14 protein-coding genes and 1 pseudogene are annotated in these 16,086 nt (G+C 68.4%); 4 read left to right on the top strand and 11 right to left on the bottom strand.

Annotated elements, in window-relative coordinates:
* Positions 1–12 precede the first annotated feature (12 nt).
* Positions 13–855: an acyl-CoA thioesterase gene (locus tag BST13_RS15195; RefSeq protein ID WP_211296097.1), complete on the top strand. Its 843-nt coding sequence runs from the start codon at positions 13–15 to the stop codon at positions 853–855.
* Positions 856–968: 113 nt separating this feature from the next.
* Here the strand turns inward: BST13_RS15195 and BST13_RS15190 are convergent, their stop codons facing one another.
* From BST13_RS15190 to ypfJ, 6 genes are read right to left on the bottom strand one after another with little or no spacing between them, the layout of a single operon-like run.
* The gene (locus BST13_RS15190) at positions 969–1,790 is read right to left on the bottom strand and encodes a mycofactocin-coupled SDR family oxidoreductase (RefSeq protein ID WP_083164854.1); all 822 of its coding nucleotides are present in this window, start codon (positions 1,788–1,790) and stop codon (positions 969–971) included.
* Positions 1,787–3,343, bottom strand: coding sequence for a flavin-containing monooxygenase (locus tag BST13_RS15185; protein WP_095533560.1), 1,557 nt, complete (start codon positions 3,341–3,343; stop codon positions 1,787–1,789). The genes BST13_RS15190 and BST13_RS15185 overlap by 4 nt, the downstream gene beginning before the upstream one ends.
* A gap of 23 nt (positions 3,344–3,366) precedes the next feature.
* On the bottom strand, positions 3,367–3,957 hold the full coding sequence (locus tag BST13_RS15180) for a TetR/AcrR family transcriptional regulator (protein ID WP_083164852.1): 591 nt from the start codon (positions 3,955–3,957) through the stop codon (positions 3,367–3,369).
* 32 nt (positions 3,958–3,989) lie between these two features.
* Positions 3,990–4,514 (bottom strand): DinB family protein, encoded by a 525-nt coding sequence (locus tag BST13_RS15175; RefSeq protein WP_083164851.1) that lies wholly within the window; start codon positions 4,512–4,514, stop codon positions 3,990–3,992.
* Complete coding sequence (locus BST13_RS15170) at positions 4,511–6,154, bottom strand: DUF885 domain-containing protein (protein ID WP_083164850.1); 1,644 nt, start codon at positions 6,152–6,154, stop codon at positions 4,511–4,513. Before BST13_RS15170 ends, BST13_RS15175 begins: the two co-directional genes overlap by 4 nt.
* Positions 6,147–7,037: a KPN_02809 family neutral zinc metallopeptidase gene (gene ypfJ / locus BST13_RS15165; protein WP_083164849.1), complete on the bottom strand. Its 891-nt coding sequence runs from the start codon at positions 7,035–7,037 to the stop codon at positions 6,147–6,149. Before ypfJ ends, BST13_RS15170 begins: the two co-directional genes overlap by 8 nt.
* A 74-nt stretch (positions 7,038–7,111) precedes the next feature.
* On the opposite strand from ypfJ, the gene BST13_RS15160 reads away from it, so the two are divergent.
* Positions 7,112–8,614: a carboxylesterase/lipase family protein gene (locus tag BST13_RS15160; RefSeq protein WP_083164848.1), complete on the top strand. Its 1,503-nt coding sequence runs from the start codon at positions 7,112–7,114 to the stop codon at positions 8,612–8,614.
* Here BST13_RS15160 and BST13_RS15155 read toward each other — a convergent pair.
* Together BST13_RS15155 and BST13_RS15150 are read right to left on the bottom strand one after the other, a co-directional pair.
* On the bottom strand, positions 8,611–9,114 hold the full coding sequence (locus tag BST13_RS15155) for an SRPBCC family protein (RefSeq protein ID WP_083164847.1): 504 nt from the start codon (positions 9,112–9,114) through the stop codon (positions 8,611–8,613). The genes BST13_RS15160 and BST13_RS15155 overlap by 4 nt on opposite strands.
* A gap of 36 nt (positions 9,115–9,150) precedes the next feature.
* Entirely contained in the window at positions 9,151–10,032 is an 882-nt protein-coding gene (locus BST13_RS15150; protein ID WP_083164904.1) for an oxidoreductase, read from the bottom strand.
* 74 nt (positions 10,033–10,106) lie between these two features.
* Between BST13_RS15150 and aspS the strand changes: the two genes are divergently transcribed.
* Both aspS and BST13_RS15140 read left to right on the top strand, forming a co-directional pair.
* Positions 10,107–11,882, top strand: coding sequence for an aspartate--tRNA ligase (aspS, locus tag BST13_RS15145; protein WP_083164846.1), 1,776 nt, complete (start codon positions 10,107–10,109; stop codon positions 11,880–11,882).
* On the top strand, positions 11,879–12,328 hold the full coding sequence (locus tag BST13_RS15140; protein WP_083164845.1) for a nitroreductase family deazaflavin-dependent oxidoreductase: 450 nt from the start codon (positions 11,879–11,881) through the stop codon (positions 12,326–12,328). The genes aspS and BST13_RS15140 overlap by 4 nt, the downstream gene beginning before the upstream one ends.
* On the opposite strand, the gene BST13_RS15135 is transcribed toward BST13_RS15140, so the two are convergent.
* The 3 genes and pseudogenes from BST13_RS15135 to BST13_RS15125 all read right to left on the bottom strand — a co-directional run bounded on the left by BST13_RS15135 (position 12,325) and on the right by BST13_RS15125 (position 16,027).
* Complete coding sequence (locus BST13_RS15135) at positions 12,325–13,266, bottom strand: 3-hydroxyacyl-CoA dehydrogenase (RefSeq protein ID WP_095533559.1); 942 nt, start codon at positions 13,264–13,266, stop codon at positions 12,325–12,327. The two genes, BST13_RS15140 and BST13_RS15135, sit on opposite strands and share 4 nt — an antisense overlap.
* Entirely contained in the window at positions 13,266–14,534 is a 1,269-nt protein-coding gene (locus BST13_RS15130) for an iron-containing alcohol dehydrogenase (RefSeq protein WP_083164843.1), read from the bottom strand. The genes BST13_RS15135 and BST13_RS15130 overlap by 1 nt, the downstream gene beginning before the upstream one ends.
* Positions 14,531–16,027: pseudogene (locus BST13_RS15125) on the bottom strand (NAD-dependent succinate-semialdehyde dehydrogenase). The gene BST13_RS15130 and the pseudogene BST13_RS15125 overlap by 4 nt, the downstream one beginning before the upstream one ends.
* Between the last annotated feature and the right edge of the window lie 59 nt (positions 16,028–16,086).

Below are 16,086 nucleotides of genomic sequence, written 5' to 3'. Positions count from 1 at the left end.
TGGACCGTGCAGATGTTGCTCGACCTGTTCGACGCCGAGCTGGTCGGCGAAAATCGCTTCGTCGCCCAGACCGGGATCGCGGGCGCCGACGAGCGTCAGGTGGTGGAGGGCACGCAGATCCTGGCGGCCGCCATCGTCGCTGTCGCCAAGCGGTTTCCGGACAAGTCGGTGCGGTCGGTGCACGCCGTGTTCGCCCGCGCCGTGCTGGCTGGGCCCGCAGTCGACCTCGACATCGACGTCATCAGCGAGGGGCGCTCCACCGCGACCGCTGTGGTCACCGCATCGCAGAACGGCAAGCGCTGCATCACCTTCACGGCCTTCGCCGATGTGCCGTCGGCTGATGTCATCCGCCATCACCTGCCCAGGCCCGCGGTCACGGCGCCGGCGGAGGCGAATGCGTCGCACATGCCGATGGCAGGCCGGGAGCTGCGTCTGGTCGACGTCGTCGACGTCAACAGCCCGGACGAGGTCGGGCCGCCCGAGCTCTACGCCTGGCTGCGGTATGACCCGATTCCGACCCGCGATGACCTGGCCAAGGCCCTGATCGCGTATTTCACCGGCCACCTCGGCATTTCGACGACAATGCGAGCCCATGCAGGGATCGGTACGGCGCAGGCGCACCTCACGGTGTCGACCGCGCCCATGACTGTCACCGTGAGCTTCCACGAACCCGTCCGCTGGGCTGGCTGGCTGCTCTACAGCCACGAGAGCACGCAGGTAGGCACCGGCATGTCCTACGTGCGTGGGACCGTGCACACCGAAGAGGGGGAACTCATCGCGTCGTTCAGCCAGGACGGCATGATCCGCCCGCTGCGGACCACCGACACCACCATCGCCGCCCACTCCCGGCTGTAACGCCTGCCGCGAGTTCCCTTGCGCGAGCAGACGTGGCGGTACCGGAAACGCGGCGTGTCGCGGACCCGAGTGTCTGCTCGCGGGAATGGCCCGGCAGGGGACTCGGTAGGGGATCAGATCTTCAGATAGCCCTTCTCCGCGGGGATCTGGGCTGCGGTGAGCAACGACGACGCATCGCCGGCGAGCCACACCACGATGTCGGATATGTCGTCGGGTGCGATGAGGGACTCCGTCGGCAGCGCACCGGGGGAGAAGCTGTGGATGTACTGCGGGTGGTCCTGCAGCAGTTGATACATCGACACGTCGTTGCCCATCGGCGTGTCGGTGCCGTACGGGTGGATGGAGTTCACCCGAATGCCGAACTCGCCCAACTCGACTGCCAACGCGTTGGTGAGGCCGACGACGCCGAACTTGCTGGCACAGTAGTGGGCGCAGCCGGGCACGGCCTTGACCCCGGCCGCCGAGCTCACGGTGATGATCGATCCGCCGTTACCCGCCGCGATCATCGCGGGCACGACGGCCTGCACGGTGTTGAACACCCCGGTGAGGTTGATGTCGAGGGTGTCCTGCCACTGTTGGGCCGAGATCTCCCACAGCCGGCCCCAATTGAGCACACCCGCGTTGGCGACCACGATGTCGAGCCGGCCGAACTGCTCGACCGCGTCGGCCACCAACCGGCGCTGACCATCGGCATCGCGCACGTCGACCTCACGAGCCAGCACCTTGCGACCTTCAGCTTCGACGAGCGCGACGGTTTCGGCGAGGTCGTCGGACGTGGCCGGGGCATAACCGTTGGCCTCGGCCACCGGTGCGCAGGCGTCGAGCGCGACGATGTCGGCTCCGGCACGGGCCAGCCGCACACAGTGCGAACGCCCTTGCCCGCGTGCGGCTCCCGTGACGTAGGCGACCCGACTGGCCAGAGATGTATCGGTCATGCCGGTTGCTCCTCGGATATCGCGGCGTGGACATTGGTGAACTGGTAGTCGGACAGCGGCGAGTGCCGCGCGAATTGGCGGGACCCGATGATGGTCTGCGGGCGGTAGTACGGGGTTTCGTGCTGCGAGTTGACGAAGTAGGTGTGCAAGCCGGAGGCGGCGGTGTAGTAGAGGTGGGCGACCCGGCCGTGACGATTCATCCGGGCGTTCCACCGGTTGAACGCGTCCGGGCTGACGGTGACGATCTGCGCGCCCCGGTGGCGTGTCTCGTCGATGATCCGCACGGCATGTGCTGCCATCGTCTCCACGTAGTCGGGCCAGGCGAATCCGACGAAGCCCAGCGGGCCGACGATCTCCCAGCGGTTGGGCAGCCGCGGATGCGCCGTCCCGGCGTAACTGTGCAGACCGTGCGCCCGGTAGTACTGGGCCAGGTCGAAGCCGCATGCGCCCAGGACAGTGCCCGTCCGGTAGGTCTCCGGGTCGATCCACAGTTCATAGCCGGTGGCCAGCACCAGCAGGTCGGCCGGGTGGTCGACGCCGTCGACGGTGCGGACGCCGGTGGCGGTGATCCGGTCGATCGGCGTGGTGATCAGATGAGTGGTCGGATTGTTCAGCGCAGGCAGGAATGCACTGGAGATCACCGGCCGCTTGGCCAGGATGCCATAGCGTGGCACCAGTTTTCGCCGGGTGGCGGGATCGTCCACGACGGCCCGCAACAGCAACCGGTAGAGCAGCCGCGACCAGCCGTCGTAGAGCGGCATCAGGCGGCGCAGCACCGTGTCGGGCAGCCGGGAGAACACGTGCACGATGGGCGCCACCATCAAGACGTCCATCGCGAGCCGTCCGGCCGCGTTCGCCGCCGGAACCACCCCGGGCACTCGGAACAACCGACGCATCCACGGCGTGATCGTGAAGTCGATCTTCGGCAACACCCAGGCCGGGGTGCGCTGATAGACATCGAGATTGGCCGCTTCGGCGGACAGTGCGCCGGTGATCTGCACACCGGACGAACCCGTCCCGATCACCGCGATGCGCTTGCCGCGGGTGTCGTATGCGTCGTCCCAGGCGTTCGGCCGCAGAATGGTGCCGGCGAAATCGTCGACCCCGGTGATGCCGACGGTGTCCTTGGCGTTGACGTAGCCGCCGACGGAGCTGATCACGAAGCGCGCCGTGACGGGCGGACGGTCGCGGATCTGCAAGTGCCACAATCCACGCTCGTCATCCCACTGCTGCCGGATCACCTCGGCGCGGGCGTGCAGGTGCTCGTAGAGACCGAGCTCGGTGGCGGTGTCCCGCAGATAGCGGTAGATCTCCGGCCCCGGCGCGAAGAACCTGCTCCAGTGCGGGTTCGGGGCGAACGAGAGCTGATACCACAGTGTCGGGATGTCGACGGCGAGGCCGGGATAGTGGTTGTCGCGCCAGGTACCGCCGAAGTCGTCGCCGCGCTCGATGATGACGAAGTCGTGAATGCCCTTCTGGCGCAGCAGGTGTGCCGCGGCGATGCCACCGGGGCCCGCGCCGATGATCGCGACCTCGTAGTCTGGTGCGCCCACGCGAGGAGCTAACGGCGAACGGCTCATGGCTGCCTTCCGGTCAGTCCGACGACGACGTGGTCGGACACGAAACGCTTCACGGCGCGGGGGCTGTCGAGGTTGACCCCGATCTGCGGGAGCAGTTCGAAACTGAGGAGCAACCGAACGATCCATTCGCCGGCGCGCGCCGGTGCGATGTCGGCGCCGACTTCGCCGCGCTGCTGGGCCGCGCGGATCCGGGGTTTCCACAGCTCGATGGAGCGCCGCATGAGGTCGTCGCCGGTGTTGCGCAGCAGCAGGACGAGGATGCTCTCGTTGAAGCCGAGGGTGGCGACGGAGTCGGACTGCTGCCGGTGCGCGCAGATGAGTGCCGCCGCGGCGGCGACCTGATCTGTCAGGGATTCCTCGCGATCGAGGGCGGCGGCCATGGTCTCGATGAACGCCGACGCCAGGTGGTCGAGCGCCACTTTGATGGCGTTGTCGCGGCTGCCGAGCGCGTTATGCACGGTACCGCGGGACACGCCGGCTGCCTCCGCTACCGCGGTGAGGCTGAATTGCCGTGGGCCGTAACGCCGTAGCGTGTCAGCGGTGGCTTTCAGCAGCGTGGACGACACCGTCCGGTCTGCTCCGGGCATTTGAACACATTAACGATATGTGTTCAAAGTGGTCAATGGGTTACGTCGTGGGCGTGATGCACGATGTCGTGCAGGTGATACAGCGCGATCGTGGAGACGGTGAATGTGCTGCCGTTGCTGCGCACGCCGCGCCGCGACCAGGACCCGTCGGGCACCCGGTCATACAGGTCGGCCACCACGCCGGCCGCGTCGAACAGCTCGCCGGCCACGCGCCCCGGATCCTGGGACGCGTAGTCGTCGGCGACGGCGGTGGCGTCCTGATCCCAGTTGGGAAACTGCGGATCGTCTTCGGTGAGCATGAGTTCGACGCGGTGGGCGAAGATGCGGTGCACGTCGCGTACGTGACAGCCGTATTCCAGCGTCGACCATCGGTCGGGTCGGCTCCTGGTGGCGACCCCGGGCTGTTGTAGGCGGGCCACCCAGGCCGCGGCGTCGGCGCGGATGCGCCCGGCCACCTCGGTGTGTGGCACGCCGGAGGCGTCGAACCCGCACTCCGGGCACGGCCGGGTGAGCACCCAGGTCCAGTCCTTGCTGTCGGGCTCGATCGGCCCGGTCATGTCGAGAGCGCCGATCGGAGCACGTCGAGCGGCAGGCCGCCGAGATCCAGGGCGCGGCTGTGGAACTGCTTGAGCGACGAGCCGGCTCGCAGTGCCTCGTCGCGCAGCTGCTGCCAGATCCGTTGACCGATCGCGTACGACGGCGCCTGACCGGGCCAGCCCAGGTACCGGTCGAGTTCGAACTGCAGATTCTCCGGGGCCATGGCCGAGTGTGAGGTGAGGAAATTCCAGGCCCGCTCGGCATCCCAGACCGCGCCGTCGGGTGCGGGCAGGCCACAGTGCACACCGATGTCGATGACGACGCGGGCAGCCCGGAACCGTTGTGCGTCAAGCATGCCCATGCGGTTGCCGGGGTCGTCGAGCCAACCAAGCTCGGCCATCAGCCGCTCGGCGTACAGCGCCCAGCCCTCGCCGTGCCCGGACACCCAGCAGCCCAGCCGCCGCCACCGGTTGAGCTGGTCGGCCAACGCCACGGCACGGCCGATCTGCAAATGATGCCCGGGAACACCCTCGTGGAAAACAGTGGTGGTCTCCTGCCAGGTGTGGAACCGCTCGACACCGGGCGGCACCGACCACCACATGCGGCCCGGGCGGCTGAAATCTTCCGACGGGCCCGTGTAATAGATGCCGCCGGTCTGGGTCGGTGCGATGCGGCACTCCAGGCGGCGCAGCGGTTCGGCGATGTCGAAATGCGTTCCCGCAAGCGCATCCACCGCACGGTCGGAGAGCTCCTGCATCCAGGCCTGCAGCGCATCGGTTCCGGTCAGTACGTAGCGCGGTTCGTCATCGAGGCGGTGCAACGTCTCGGCGACCGTGGCTCCTGGATAGAGTTCCTGCGCGATCGACACCTGTTCGGCCACAACCGCTTCCAGCAGCTCGATACCCCAGGCGTAGGTTTCGTCGAGGTCGACCTCCGCGCCGAGGAACGACCGTGAGAACAGCCGGTAGGCGTCACGGCCACAGGCATCCTGCGGACGGGCATGCGGAGCCATGTCGTCACGCAGGGTCGCGGCCAGCCGGAGGTACGCCGCGGCGGCGGCTTCGGCCCCGTCCTGCAACTCCTGGTGCAGCACAGGGTTTTCCAGAGGTGCCCGGGCCGCCATGCCGACGAACAACTGGCCGATCCGTGCCGCTTGTTCGATACCTCGGGTGATCTGGCGGCCGGCCGGAGCGTGCCCGTTGGCCGCCGCGGTCCGCAGGGCGCGGGCGTACCCGTCGGCGCGGTCGGGAACCTGCGACAGGCGCCGCGAGATGACTGCCCAATCGTCTTCGGTGTCGGTGGCCATGAGGTCGAACACATCGCGCATCGACTGCAGGGGTGAGGCGATCACGTTCAGCTCGCCTACATCCAACCCGGCGTCGTTCAGTTCGACGATCACACCGAGCCGTTCGGTCAACGCCGCGACGGTCACCGCGTCGACATCGTCGACGGGGGTGATGCCGGCGAGCTCGCGCAGCGTGGCACGGGCAGCGTCGGCGCGGGCGGCGACGCCGTCGGGGGAGTAGTCGGTGATCTCGGCGTCGTACTCGGCGTCCGAGCTCTTGATGCCCAGTTCGGTTGCCGCACAGGGATCCAACTGTGCGTAGGTCTGCAGGTAACGTTCCGCGACAGCGTCTGCCGCGCTCTGTGCCCTAACCAAGGTTGGCCGCAGCGAACGTGTCGCACTTCTTGGGGTCACCGGTCTGATAGCCCACGGTGAACCACTTCTGCCGCTGTGCGGACGATCCGTGCGTCCACGTTTCGGGGTTGACCCGGCCCGTCGCCGCCTTCTGGATGCGGTCGTCACCGACCGACTGGGCCGCCGACAGTGCATCGGCGATGTCCTTGTCGCTCAACGGTTCCAGGTACGGCACCCCGGTGCTCTCCTGTTTGGTGATCGACGCGTAGTGCGCCCATACCCCGGCGTAGCAGTCGGCCTGCAGTTCCGTGCGCACGCCTGCGCCGGTCGCGCCCTCCGGGTCCCGCTGGGCCCGGCCCAGCACACCCAGCAGGTCTTGCACGTGGTGCCCATACTCGTGGGCCACCACGTATTCCTGCGCCAATGGTCCGCCGCTGGAACCGAATTGGTCGACCAGCACCTGGAAGAAGCCGGTGTCGAAGTAGGCGGTCTTGTCGGCAGGGCAGTAGAACGGCCCGACCTCGGTGGTCGCAGGTCCGCAGCCGGTGTTCACCTGATTGGTGAACAGCTTCATGTGCGGGCGCGTGTAGCCCTGCAGCAGTTGCGACCACACGCCGTCGACCGAGTTCCCGGTTGCCACGACGCGGCACTCCACGTACTTGTTGGCGTCGGCGCCGGTCTTGCAGTGGCTCAGATCGATGCCTTGCGTCTGGGCGCCGCCGGTGTCGATTTGCTGTTGCTGCGGCAGGATGGTGCCGGGATCGATGCCGAGGAACATGGCCACCACGACCACCAGCAAGCCTCCGAGACCACCTCCGATGGCCAGTCCACGACCGGGACCACGGCCTCCGCCGCCGGTCGATGTGGTGCTCGTGTCGATCTGCATACCCTCGTTGAAGGTCATCGCGTCGCTCCATCGCAATTCGCCGGTAGGTCGTACTCGACAGCGTGTCCAGCTTGCCACACTAGGATTCAGACGTGTCCGTCGTCGCGGAACATCCGACCATCGCCCACACCTCGCTGGGGCGGCTCCGTGGCACCGTCGAGGGCGGTGTCGGGGTGTGGCGAGGTGTCGACTACGCCCAGCAACCCATCGGGCAGCGCCGGTTTCTGGCCCCGCAACCACTGTCCCCATGGACCGGTGTGCGCGATGCCATCGAGCACGGGCCGTTGCCGCCGCAAGGCCGGTCGTTCGTCGGTGGCGGTCGCGACGATCCCAAGATCCGCGACGAAGCCTGCCTGACCGTCACCGTGTGGTCGCCCGACACGACGGGTTCGCTGCCGGTGATGGTGTGGATTCCCGGTGGCGCGTTCGTGTACGGCGCGGGTCAATTGCAGCTCTACAACGGGTCGCGGCTGGCCGCCAACGGCAATGTGGTGGTGGTCAACGTCACCTACCGGCTCGGGGTGTTCGGCGGTTTCGAGCTCAGCGACCTGGGCCCCGGCTTCGACGACAACCTGTGTCTGCGTGACCAGCTGGCGGCGCTGCGCTGGGTGCGCGACAACATCGCCGCATTCGGCGGCGACCCAGAGCGGGTCACGGTGTTCGGCGAATCTGCCGGTGCCACCTCGGTACTGGCGCTGCTGGCCAGCCCGGCCTCGGCAGGACTGTTCGCCCGCGCGATCGCGCAGAGCCCGGCGCTGCCGCTCATCGCCGACCGCGATACTCGCGCTCGGCAGGCGCGGCGGTTCCTCGCCGCATTGGGCGTCGGCGCCGAAGTGGTCAAGACCTTGCCGCAGCGGCAGTTGCGTCGCGCAGCCGGGCAGTTGCAGCTGGAAAGTGCGCAGCGCACACCGACGTTGGCCTACGGGCTGACCTACGGCGTCGATCTGCTCCCTGCGCATCCCATCGAGGCTGCCCGGACCGGCGCGGTGGGCCAGGTGCCGTTGATCATCGGCACCAACAGCCATGAGGCCTCGATGTTCGCCTGGGGCAAGCCGCCGATGCTGCCGACCACCCGGGCGGGCATCCATGCCTTTTTCGCGCGCACCGATCCCGACGCGGAAGCCCGGGTACTGGCTGCCTACCCGGAGTTCCCGCGCCGCAGGGCGTTGATCGCGATCGGCTCCGACGTCATGTTCGGCGCCCCGACGTGGGCATTCGCCGATGCCTACAGCGCTCACGCGCCCACTCACGCCTACCGGTTCGACCACACCACCTGGACTCTGAAAGTGCTGGGGCTCGGCGCGACCCACGGCAGCGAGATCGTCCACATCCAGCACAGTTACAGCTCGTACCTGGGTCGCAAACTGCACCCGCTGGGCCGCCGGGTGCAGCCGTCGGTGGGCCGGCGCATGCAGCGCACGTGGCTGGATTTCGCGACGGCGGAACGCCCCGCACGCGAGGAGGACCGAATTTTCCAGGACTGGCCGCGGTACGACACCGCCCGCCGGTTGACCCGGGTGATCCGCTCGACGCGCGACGAGACGGTCTCTGACCCCGACACGGTCAGACGTATGGCGTGGGAAGGCCTGTACTAGCCGGCGAACCGCTTGTCGGTGTAGCGCCGCAGATTGTGCAGGAACCGCTGGAACAACCAGGCCATGACGGGCCGCCCCAAAGTCATCCCGAGCCGTCCGGCGATGCCGCTGGGCTTCATCGCCATCACCCAGGTCAGGTGAGCGCCGTCGGCGGTTTCGACCACGCGGTAGTCCTCCGCGAACGCCGAGATCGCATCGGAGGTGGTTGTGTTGAAGCGGAACGCCATGTGGGAGAACGGTTCCCACGCGAGGAACTCCTCGTGGCCGGTGATGTGGCCGCGCATCGACACGGTACGGGTGGTGCCGACGCCGCGGGGCTCGGGGCTGGTCCACTCGACGTTGGTGATCACCGTCGCCCAGTGCGGCCAGGATGTCTCGTCGGCGAGCACCTCGAAGAGCTGCTCGGGCGTGATCGCCAGGTCGACCGTGCTGACGAAGCGGAACGGCGCGGAGTCGATGAAGTCCAGGTCGACGCGCTCGCAGTCGTAGGTACGGGCCATGGGTAGACACCCTAGGGCAAGGTGTCTACTGATCGGTCAGCCCGGCCCGTCGCCGGCCGCGGCCAGCAGCGGCACCACCACGTCACTGATCGGAGTGGGCAGTCCGTGGGTGGCGCCCTTGCGCCGGATCACGCCATTGCGGATGTCCCACTCCAACGGCCTGCCGGCTTCGCGGTCGGTCAGCATCGACGTGGTCAGGTCCTCCGGAGACCGCGCGAGCATGTCGACGATCTCGTCGATCACGGAGTCGCCCAGCGTCGCCCCCTCGGCCCGGGCGACGGCGAGGCATTCGGCCAGGTACCCGCGGGCCAGGGCGGCGACGTCGTCGCGCCGGAACATCCCCGAGCGTCGGCCGGACAGGACCATCAGTCCGACGACGGCATTGACCAGCAGCTTGCGCCACGCCGCCCTGAGGAAGTCGGGATCCAACTCCACAGTGTCGGGCGCGAACAGCTCGGCGACCGCACGGGCGGCGGCATTGTCGGGCAGCACGAGGCGTAGCGGATTGCGCAGCCGCACCCAGCCCTGCGGCATCGTCTCGGCGGAGATCCAGATCGCCGCGGGCACCACGGTGCCGGCCGGGCAGTATCGGCCGACCCGCTCGACCTGCTCGACGCCGTTCTGCAGTGCGCACACCACGGTGTCGGCGCCGCACAGCCGGGCCAGCCACGTCGCGGCCGCGGCGTTCTGCGTGTCCTTGACCGCGAGGAACACCACCGCGGCAGGCCCTTCGACAGCGTCCGGATCGGTGCGCACCGGACCCGGCACGATGATCGGCTCGCCGTCGTCCGGGCGCACCTCGATCGACTCGCGCGGGGTTCGTCCGTACACCTCGACCCGGTTCCCGCCGGCGTGCAGATATGCCGCTACGGCCGAGCCGATGGCACCGGGTCCGACGACCGCGATGGGGGAGTTCACGATCGCCAAGTTACCGGTGCCGACCCACTCTCTAGACTGGTCACTCGTCCCACCCGTCTTAATGAGGAGTATTTGTGCTGCGCAGTCATGCCGCCGGTTCGTTGCGGGCCACCGATGCCGGTCAGACGGTGACGTTGGCGGGTTGGGTGGCGCGTCGTCGTGACCACGGCGGCGTCATCTTCATCGACCTGCGCGACGCGTCCGGTGTGTCGCAGGTGGTGTTCCGTGAGGGTGACGTGCTGGCCGCCGCGCACCGGCTACGTGCCGAGTTCTGCGTCGCCGTGACCGGGGTCGTCGAGGTCCGCCCGGAGGGCAACGAGAACGCCGAGATCCCGACCGGCCAGATCGAGGTCAACGCCACGTCGTTGACGGTGCTGGGGGAGAGCGCACCGCTGCCCTTCCAGCTCGACGAGACCGCCGGTGAGGAAGCCCGGTTGCGTTACCGCTACCTGGACCTGCGTCGTGAGGGCCCGGGCAATGCAATTCGCTTGCGCTCGAAGGTCAATGCTGCCGCGCGCGCCGTGCTGGCCGACCACGACTTCGTGGAGATCGAGACCCCGACGCTGACGCGGTCGACGCCGGAGGGCGCCCGCGACTTCCTGGTGCCCGCGCGCCTGCAGCCCGGCTCGTTCTACGCGTTGCCGCAGAGCCCTCAGCTGTTCAAACAGCTGCTCATGGTCGCCGGGATGGAGCGGTACTACCAGATCGCGCGCTGCTACCGCGACGAGGATTTCCGTGCCGACCGGCAGCCCGAGTTCACCCAGCTCGACATGGAGCTCAGCTTCGTCGAGGCCGACGACGTCATCGCGATCGCCGAAGAGGTGCTGCGGGCCGTCTGGGCGACGATCGGCTACGACCTGCCGCTGCCACTGCCGCGGATCAGCTATGCCGAGGCGATGCGCCGGTTCGGCTCCGACAAGCCCGACCTGCGGTTCGGTGTGGAACTCGTCGAGTGCACCGAGTACTTCAAGGACACCACGTTCCGGGTGTTCCAGGCGCCGTATGTCGGCGCCGTCGTCATGCCCGGCGGGGCGTCGCAGCCGCGCCGCACGCTCGACGGCTGGCAGGAGTTCGCCAAGCAGCGAGGGCACAAGGGGCTGGCGTACGTGCTGGTGGGCGAAGATGGCACGCTCGGTGGCCCGGTGGTCAAGAACCTCACCGACGCCGAACGTGACGGGCTGTCCGCGCACGTCGGCGCCAAGCCGGGTGACTGCATCTTCTTCGCCGCGGGTCCGGCCAAGGGCGCCCGGGCCCTGCTCGGTGCCACCCGCATCGAGATCGCCAAGCGGCTCGACCTCATCGACCCGAACGCGTGGGCATTCACCTGGGTGGTGGACTTCCCGATGTTCGAGTCGGTCGACGAGGCCACGGCTTCCGGTGACGTCGCGGTGGGGTCGGGCGCCTGGACCGCGGTGCACCATGCCTTCACCGCGCCGAAGCCCGAGTCGGAGGGCACCTTCGACACCGACCCCGGCAACGCGTTGTCCGACGCCTACGACATCGTCTGCAACGGCAACGAGATCGGCGGCGGGTCGATCCGTATCCATCGCCGCGACCTGCAGGAGCGGGTGTTCGCGATGATGGGAATCAGCCACGACGAAGCTCAGGAGCAGTTCGGATTCCTGTTGGACGCGTTCGCCTTCGGTGCACCTCCGCACGGCGGCATCGCCTTCGGCTGGGACCGTGTCACCGCGCTGCTCGCGGGTGTCGACTCGATCCGCGAGGTCATCGCCTTCCCGAAGTCGGGCGGTGGCGTAGACCCCCTGACCGACGCGCCGGCACCCATCACCGAGCAGCAGCGTAAGGAATCCGGAATAGACGCCAAGCCGGAGAAGCTGGAAAAGGCATGACCGAAATAGACCAGGAGAAGCTGTTCAGCGACCAGGCCGCGCTCGATGCGTTCAACCGTGGCGTGGTCGAGGAATTCCGCGCCAATGGCGGCAAGGTCGGTGGACAGTTCGAGGGTGGCAACTTGCTGTTGCTGCACACCACGGGTGCCAAGTCCGGCAAGCCGCGGCTGGCCCCGCTGGCCTACGTCACCGTCGAGGGCAAGATGCTCATCGTCGGTTCGTATGCGGGCGCGCCCAAAGATCCGGCGTGGGTGCACAACCTGCGGGCCAATCCGCAGGTGCGCATCGAGGTCGGCGGCGAGACCTACGATGCCACCGCGCGTGAGCTGCCCGTCGGCGAGCGCAACGCGACGTACCCGAAGCTGACCGAGCTGGCACCGGCATTCGCTGAATACCAGTCCAAGACCAGCCGGGTGATCCCGCTGTTCGAGCTGGTCCGCGCTTAGGCGTCATCCCAGATCGGTTGCAGCCGCATCAGCTGTTCGTCGCGCCATCGGACCCGGGCGTCCCAGTCCGCCAGTGGCAGCAGCCGGCGGCGCTGCGCGGTGGCTTCGGCCACCAGGTCTGCGGTCCACGGATCGTGTTGTCCGCGTTCGGCACCCATGCGTGCGTAGGCGGGTCCCAACTTCTCGGCATGCGACTGCAGCCCGCCGCGTGTGTTGAGGTCCGCAGTCTCGAATGGGCCGATGACGCTCCAGCGGCGGCCCAGCCCGCTGCGGACCACCTCGTCGATGTCGTCGACGTCGGCGACGCCGTCGCGCAGCAGGCAGTAGGCCTCGCGTAGCAGGGCGCCCTGCAACCGGTTGAAGATGAACCCCTCGACTTCCCGCCGCACCAGCACCGGTCGCAGGCCCGCCGACCGGTACATGGACATGGCCCGGTCGGTGACCGCGGGCGCCGTGACGGTCGATGGCACCACTTCGATCACCGGCAACAGGGCCGGCGGGTTGCCCGGGTGGCCGACCAGGACCCGTTCGGCCAGCCCGGCTGGCATGTCCTTGACGAGTTCGCCGGGCACAATCGCCGAACTCGAGCTGGCGATCGGCACGTCGTCGGCGGTGTGCGACGCCGCGTCGTGGAGCAGGGGCCGTTTCAGCTCGAGCCGTTCGGGCGCGCACTCCTGCACGAAACCTGCTCCAGACAGCGCGTCGGGCAGCTCGGTGGTGAACCGGACGCAATCGCTCACCGCCTGCGGGTCGGGCAGCTGGCCGTAGGCGTGCAACTGCTCGAGGCGCTGCGCCAGCTCCGCTCGGGCGCGCTCGTGTGCTGACACCACCGGGTCGTACAGGGTGACCGGAGAACCGTTGCGGGCGAACAGGATTGCGAACGAGACGCCGATCGAGCCGGCGCCGAGCACTGCAACAGGAGGGGACTGCTCCGGCATCACTGCCACCAGGACCGGTCGCCGTCGTAGCCGCGCTCGAGGATGCCGACGATCGAATCCGCGGTGAGATCCCGCGGATTGTTGGCCGTCAACCGGGTGGCCAGCATGGCCTGATCGGCGACGAACCGGAAATCGCCCGGTTGCAGGCCCAGCGTCCGCAGGTCGAGCGGGGCGCCCAGGGCCGCCAGGATCTCCTCGATCCGCTCGATCGCCCGATGTGCTTGGGTCAGCTCAGGATCCGTCGGCACCGCGACCCCGAGGAGTCGGCCGATCTCGGCGAACTCGGCGACGCGGGTGGGCAGGTTGTAGCGCATCACGTAGGGCAACAGGGCGCTGATCCCGAATCCGTGCGGGGTGTGGGTGAGGTTGCCGATCGGCGACTGGATGGCGTGCGCTCCCGCGGTGCCCGCCGTGTTGATCGCCATCCCGGCGCAGTACGCCCCGAACAGCGTGTCGGAGCGGGCCTGCAGGTCGCCGGGCCGGACCGCGACGGCGGGCAGTGACGTGTTGAGCAGTGCCAGGCCGGTGCGTGCGTAGGTGTCGGCGAGCAGGTTCTTGCCGGCGTACAGCTTGGTCGCGAGGTCGTTGGCGGACGGGTTCTTGGCCCGTCCGGTGAACGATTCGATGAGATGCGACAGCGCATCCGCCCCGGCGGCCGCGGTCAGGCCGGGCGGGCAGGTCAGTGTCAGCTCGGGATCGATGACGGCCGCGTACGCCTCCAGATGCGGGCTGGCCACCCCGACCTTCATGCCCTTGTCCTCGTCGTAGATCACCGAGATGCAGGTGACCTCGGCGCCCGTGCCGCCGGTGGTGGGCACGGTGATGACGGGGCAACCGGGGCCGGGCACCACGAACTCGCCGTAGTAGTCCCGAACGTCACCGCCGTTGGCGAGCACGACGGACGCCACCTTCGCCAGATCCATGCAGGAGCCGCCACCGATGCCGATGATCGCGTCGACGGCTGATGCGCTGAACCGGTCGGTGATGTCGACGACGTTGCGGCGCGGCAGATCCGGCTCGGTGCCTGCGTAGACCATCGTCGTCACGCCCCGTTCGGCCAGGCCGTCGACGAGGGCGGCGAATTCGGGACTCTCGGCCATCCTGGCGTCGGTCACCAGTAGCACCCGCTCGGCGATGCCGGCTGCCAGTTGCGGGATCTGCCTGCGCTGGCCGGGCCCGAACAGGACGGTCGTGGGCTGGCGCAGCAGCCCGAGCCCGAGTGAGTTCTCGGTGCGCCGCGGCTCGATGGTGGTCGTCGGTGCGCTCATGCCAATCCCTCTTCCTCGTTCACGGTGACGGCCAGGTACTTGGGTTCGAGGTAGTCATAGATCGCGTCGTGGCCGCCTTCGCGGCCCAGGCCGGACGCCTTGATGCCGCCGAACGCGGCGGCCGGGTCGGCCATGATGCCGCGGTTGATGCCGACCATGCCGAAGTCGAGGCGTTCCCCGACGGCCAGGGCGCGCGACAGGTCCCGGGTGAAGACCTAGGAGGCCAGGCCGTAGCGGGTGTCGTTGGCGAACTCGATGGCCGCCGCGGTGGACTCCACCTCGTAGATCGTGGCGACCGGGGCGAACAGTTCGCGGTCGCACAGCTCCGCCGGCCGCCCCGCCACCCGGAAGACGGTCGGGGCGAAGAAGTATCCCGTGCCGGGCAACGCCGCACCGCCGGTCAGCAACTCGGTGTCGAGCTCACGCAGGGTGGCCACCAGCTCGGTGACGCCGTCGAGTTGCGCCGCGGAGATGATCGGCCCGACGTCGGTGCCGTCGTCGAATCCGTTGCCGACCGTGAGCTGTTCGGTGAGTTCGACGAATCGCTTGGTGAACTCGTCGGCCACAGCCCGGTGCACGATGATGCGGTTGGCGGCCACGCACGCCTGCCCGGCATTGCGGAACTTGCACACCACGGCCTGTTGTGCGGCGAGTTCGACATCCGCGTCGTCGAGGACGATGAACGGTCCGTCGCCGCCGAGTTCCATGGAAGCGTTGACGATCCCGGGTGCGGCCTGGGCCAGCAGTGTGGATCCGACCCCGGTGGAGCCGGTGAAGCTGACCTTGCGCAGCCGCGGGTCGGCCATCAGTGCGGCTGACACCGCCGCCGAGGATGTGGTGTGCACGAGGTTGACGACGCCATCGGGGAACCCGGCTTCGCGCAGCGTCTCGACGAACAACGCGCAGGTCAGCGGTGTCTCCTTGGCGGATTTCACGATCACCGGGCAGCCGGCGGCCAGTGCGGCGCCGGCCTTGCGCGCGATCATCAGCATCGGGAAGTTCCACGGCGTGATGAGCAGCGCGGGGCCGACCGGCTGGTGCGACGTCACGACGCGGTAGCCGCCGTGCGACGCGGGCGCGTACGTGCCGTGCAGGTGCGCGATCTGTTCGGTGTACCAGAGGAAGAACTCGGCGGACAGCGCGAACTCGGCCCGCGATTCCGCGAGCGGCTTGCCGCTTTCGGCGGTCATCACCTCAGCGAAGATGTCCGCGCGGGAGAGCAGCAGCCGGTGGGTGGCGCCGAACAGGTCGGCGCGGTCGCGGGGCGACACCTGACGCCAGGCGGCGCGTACCGCATGCGCGGCGTCCAGGGCCGACAACGCGTCGGCTGCGCCGCCGTCGGACACCTGCGCGATCGGCTCAGCGGTGGCCGGATCGATCACATCGAACGTTGAATCGGTTGTGCGCCAATGCCCGTCGATGAACAGTCCGGTGGGTACGCAGTGACCGCGCACGGTGGCGGTGTCGGGGGAGTTGGCCAGGGTGGTCGTCATGGTGGTCAACGTAGGAGCCCGGCGCGAAGAATCATGGCACTGCCTCTTTTTGAGACAGT

Origin of the sequence: Mycobacterium aquaticum (assembly GCF_002086485.1) — a bacterium.
Taxonomy (GTDB): Bacteria; Actinomycetota; Actinomycetes; order Mycobacteriales; family Mycobacteriaceae; genus Mycobacterium; species Mycobacterium aquaticum.
The sequence above is the reverse complement of the archived record's forward strand: the minus strand, read 5'-3'. Positions and strand labels throughout refer to the sequence as shown.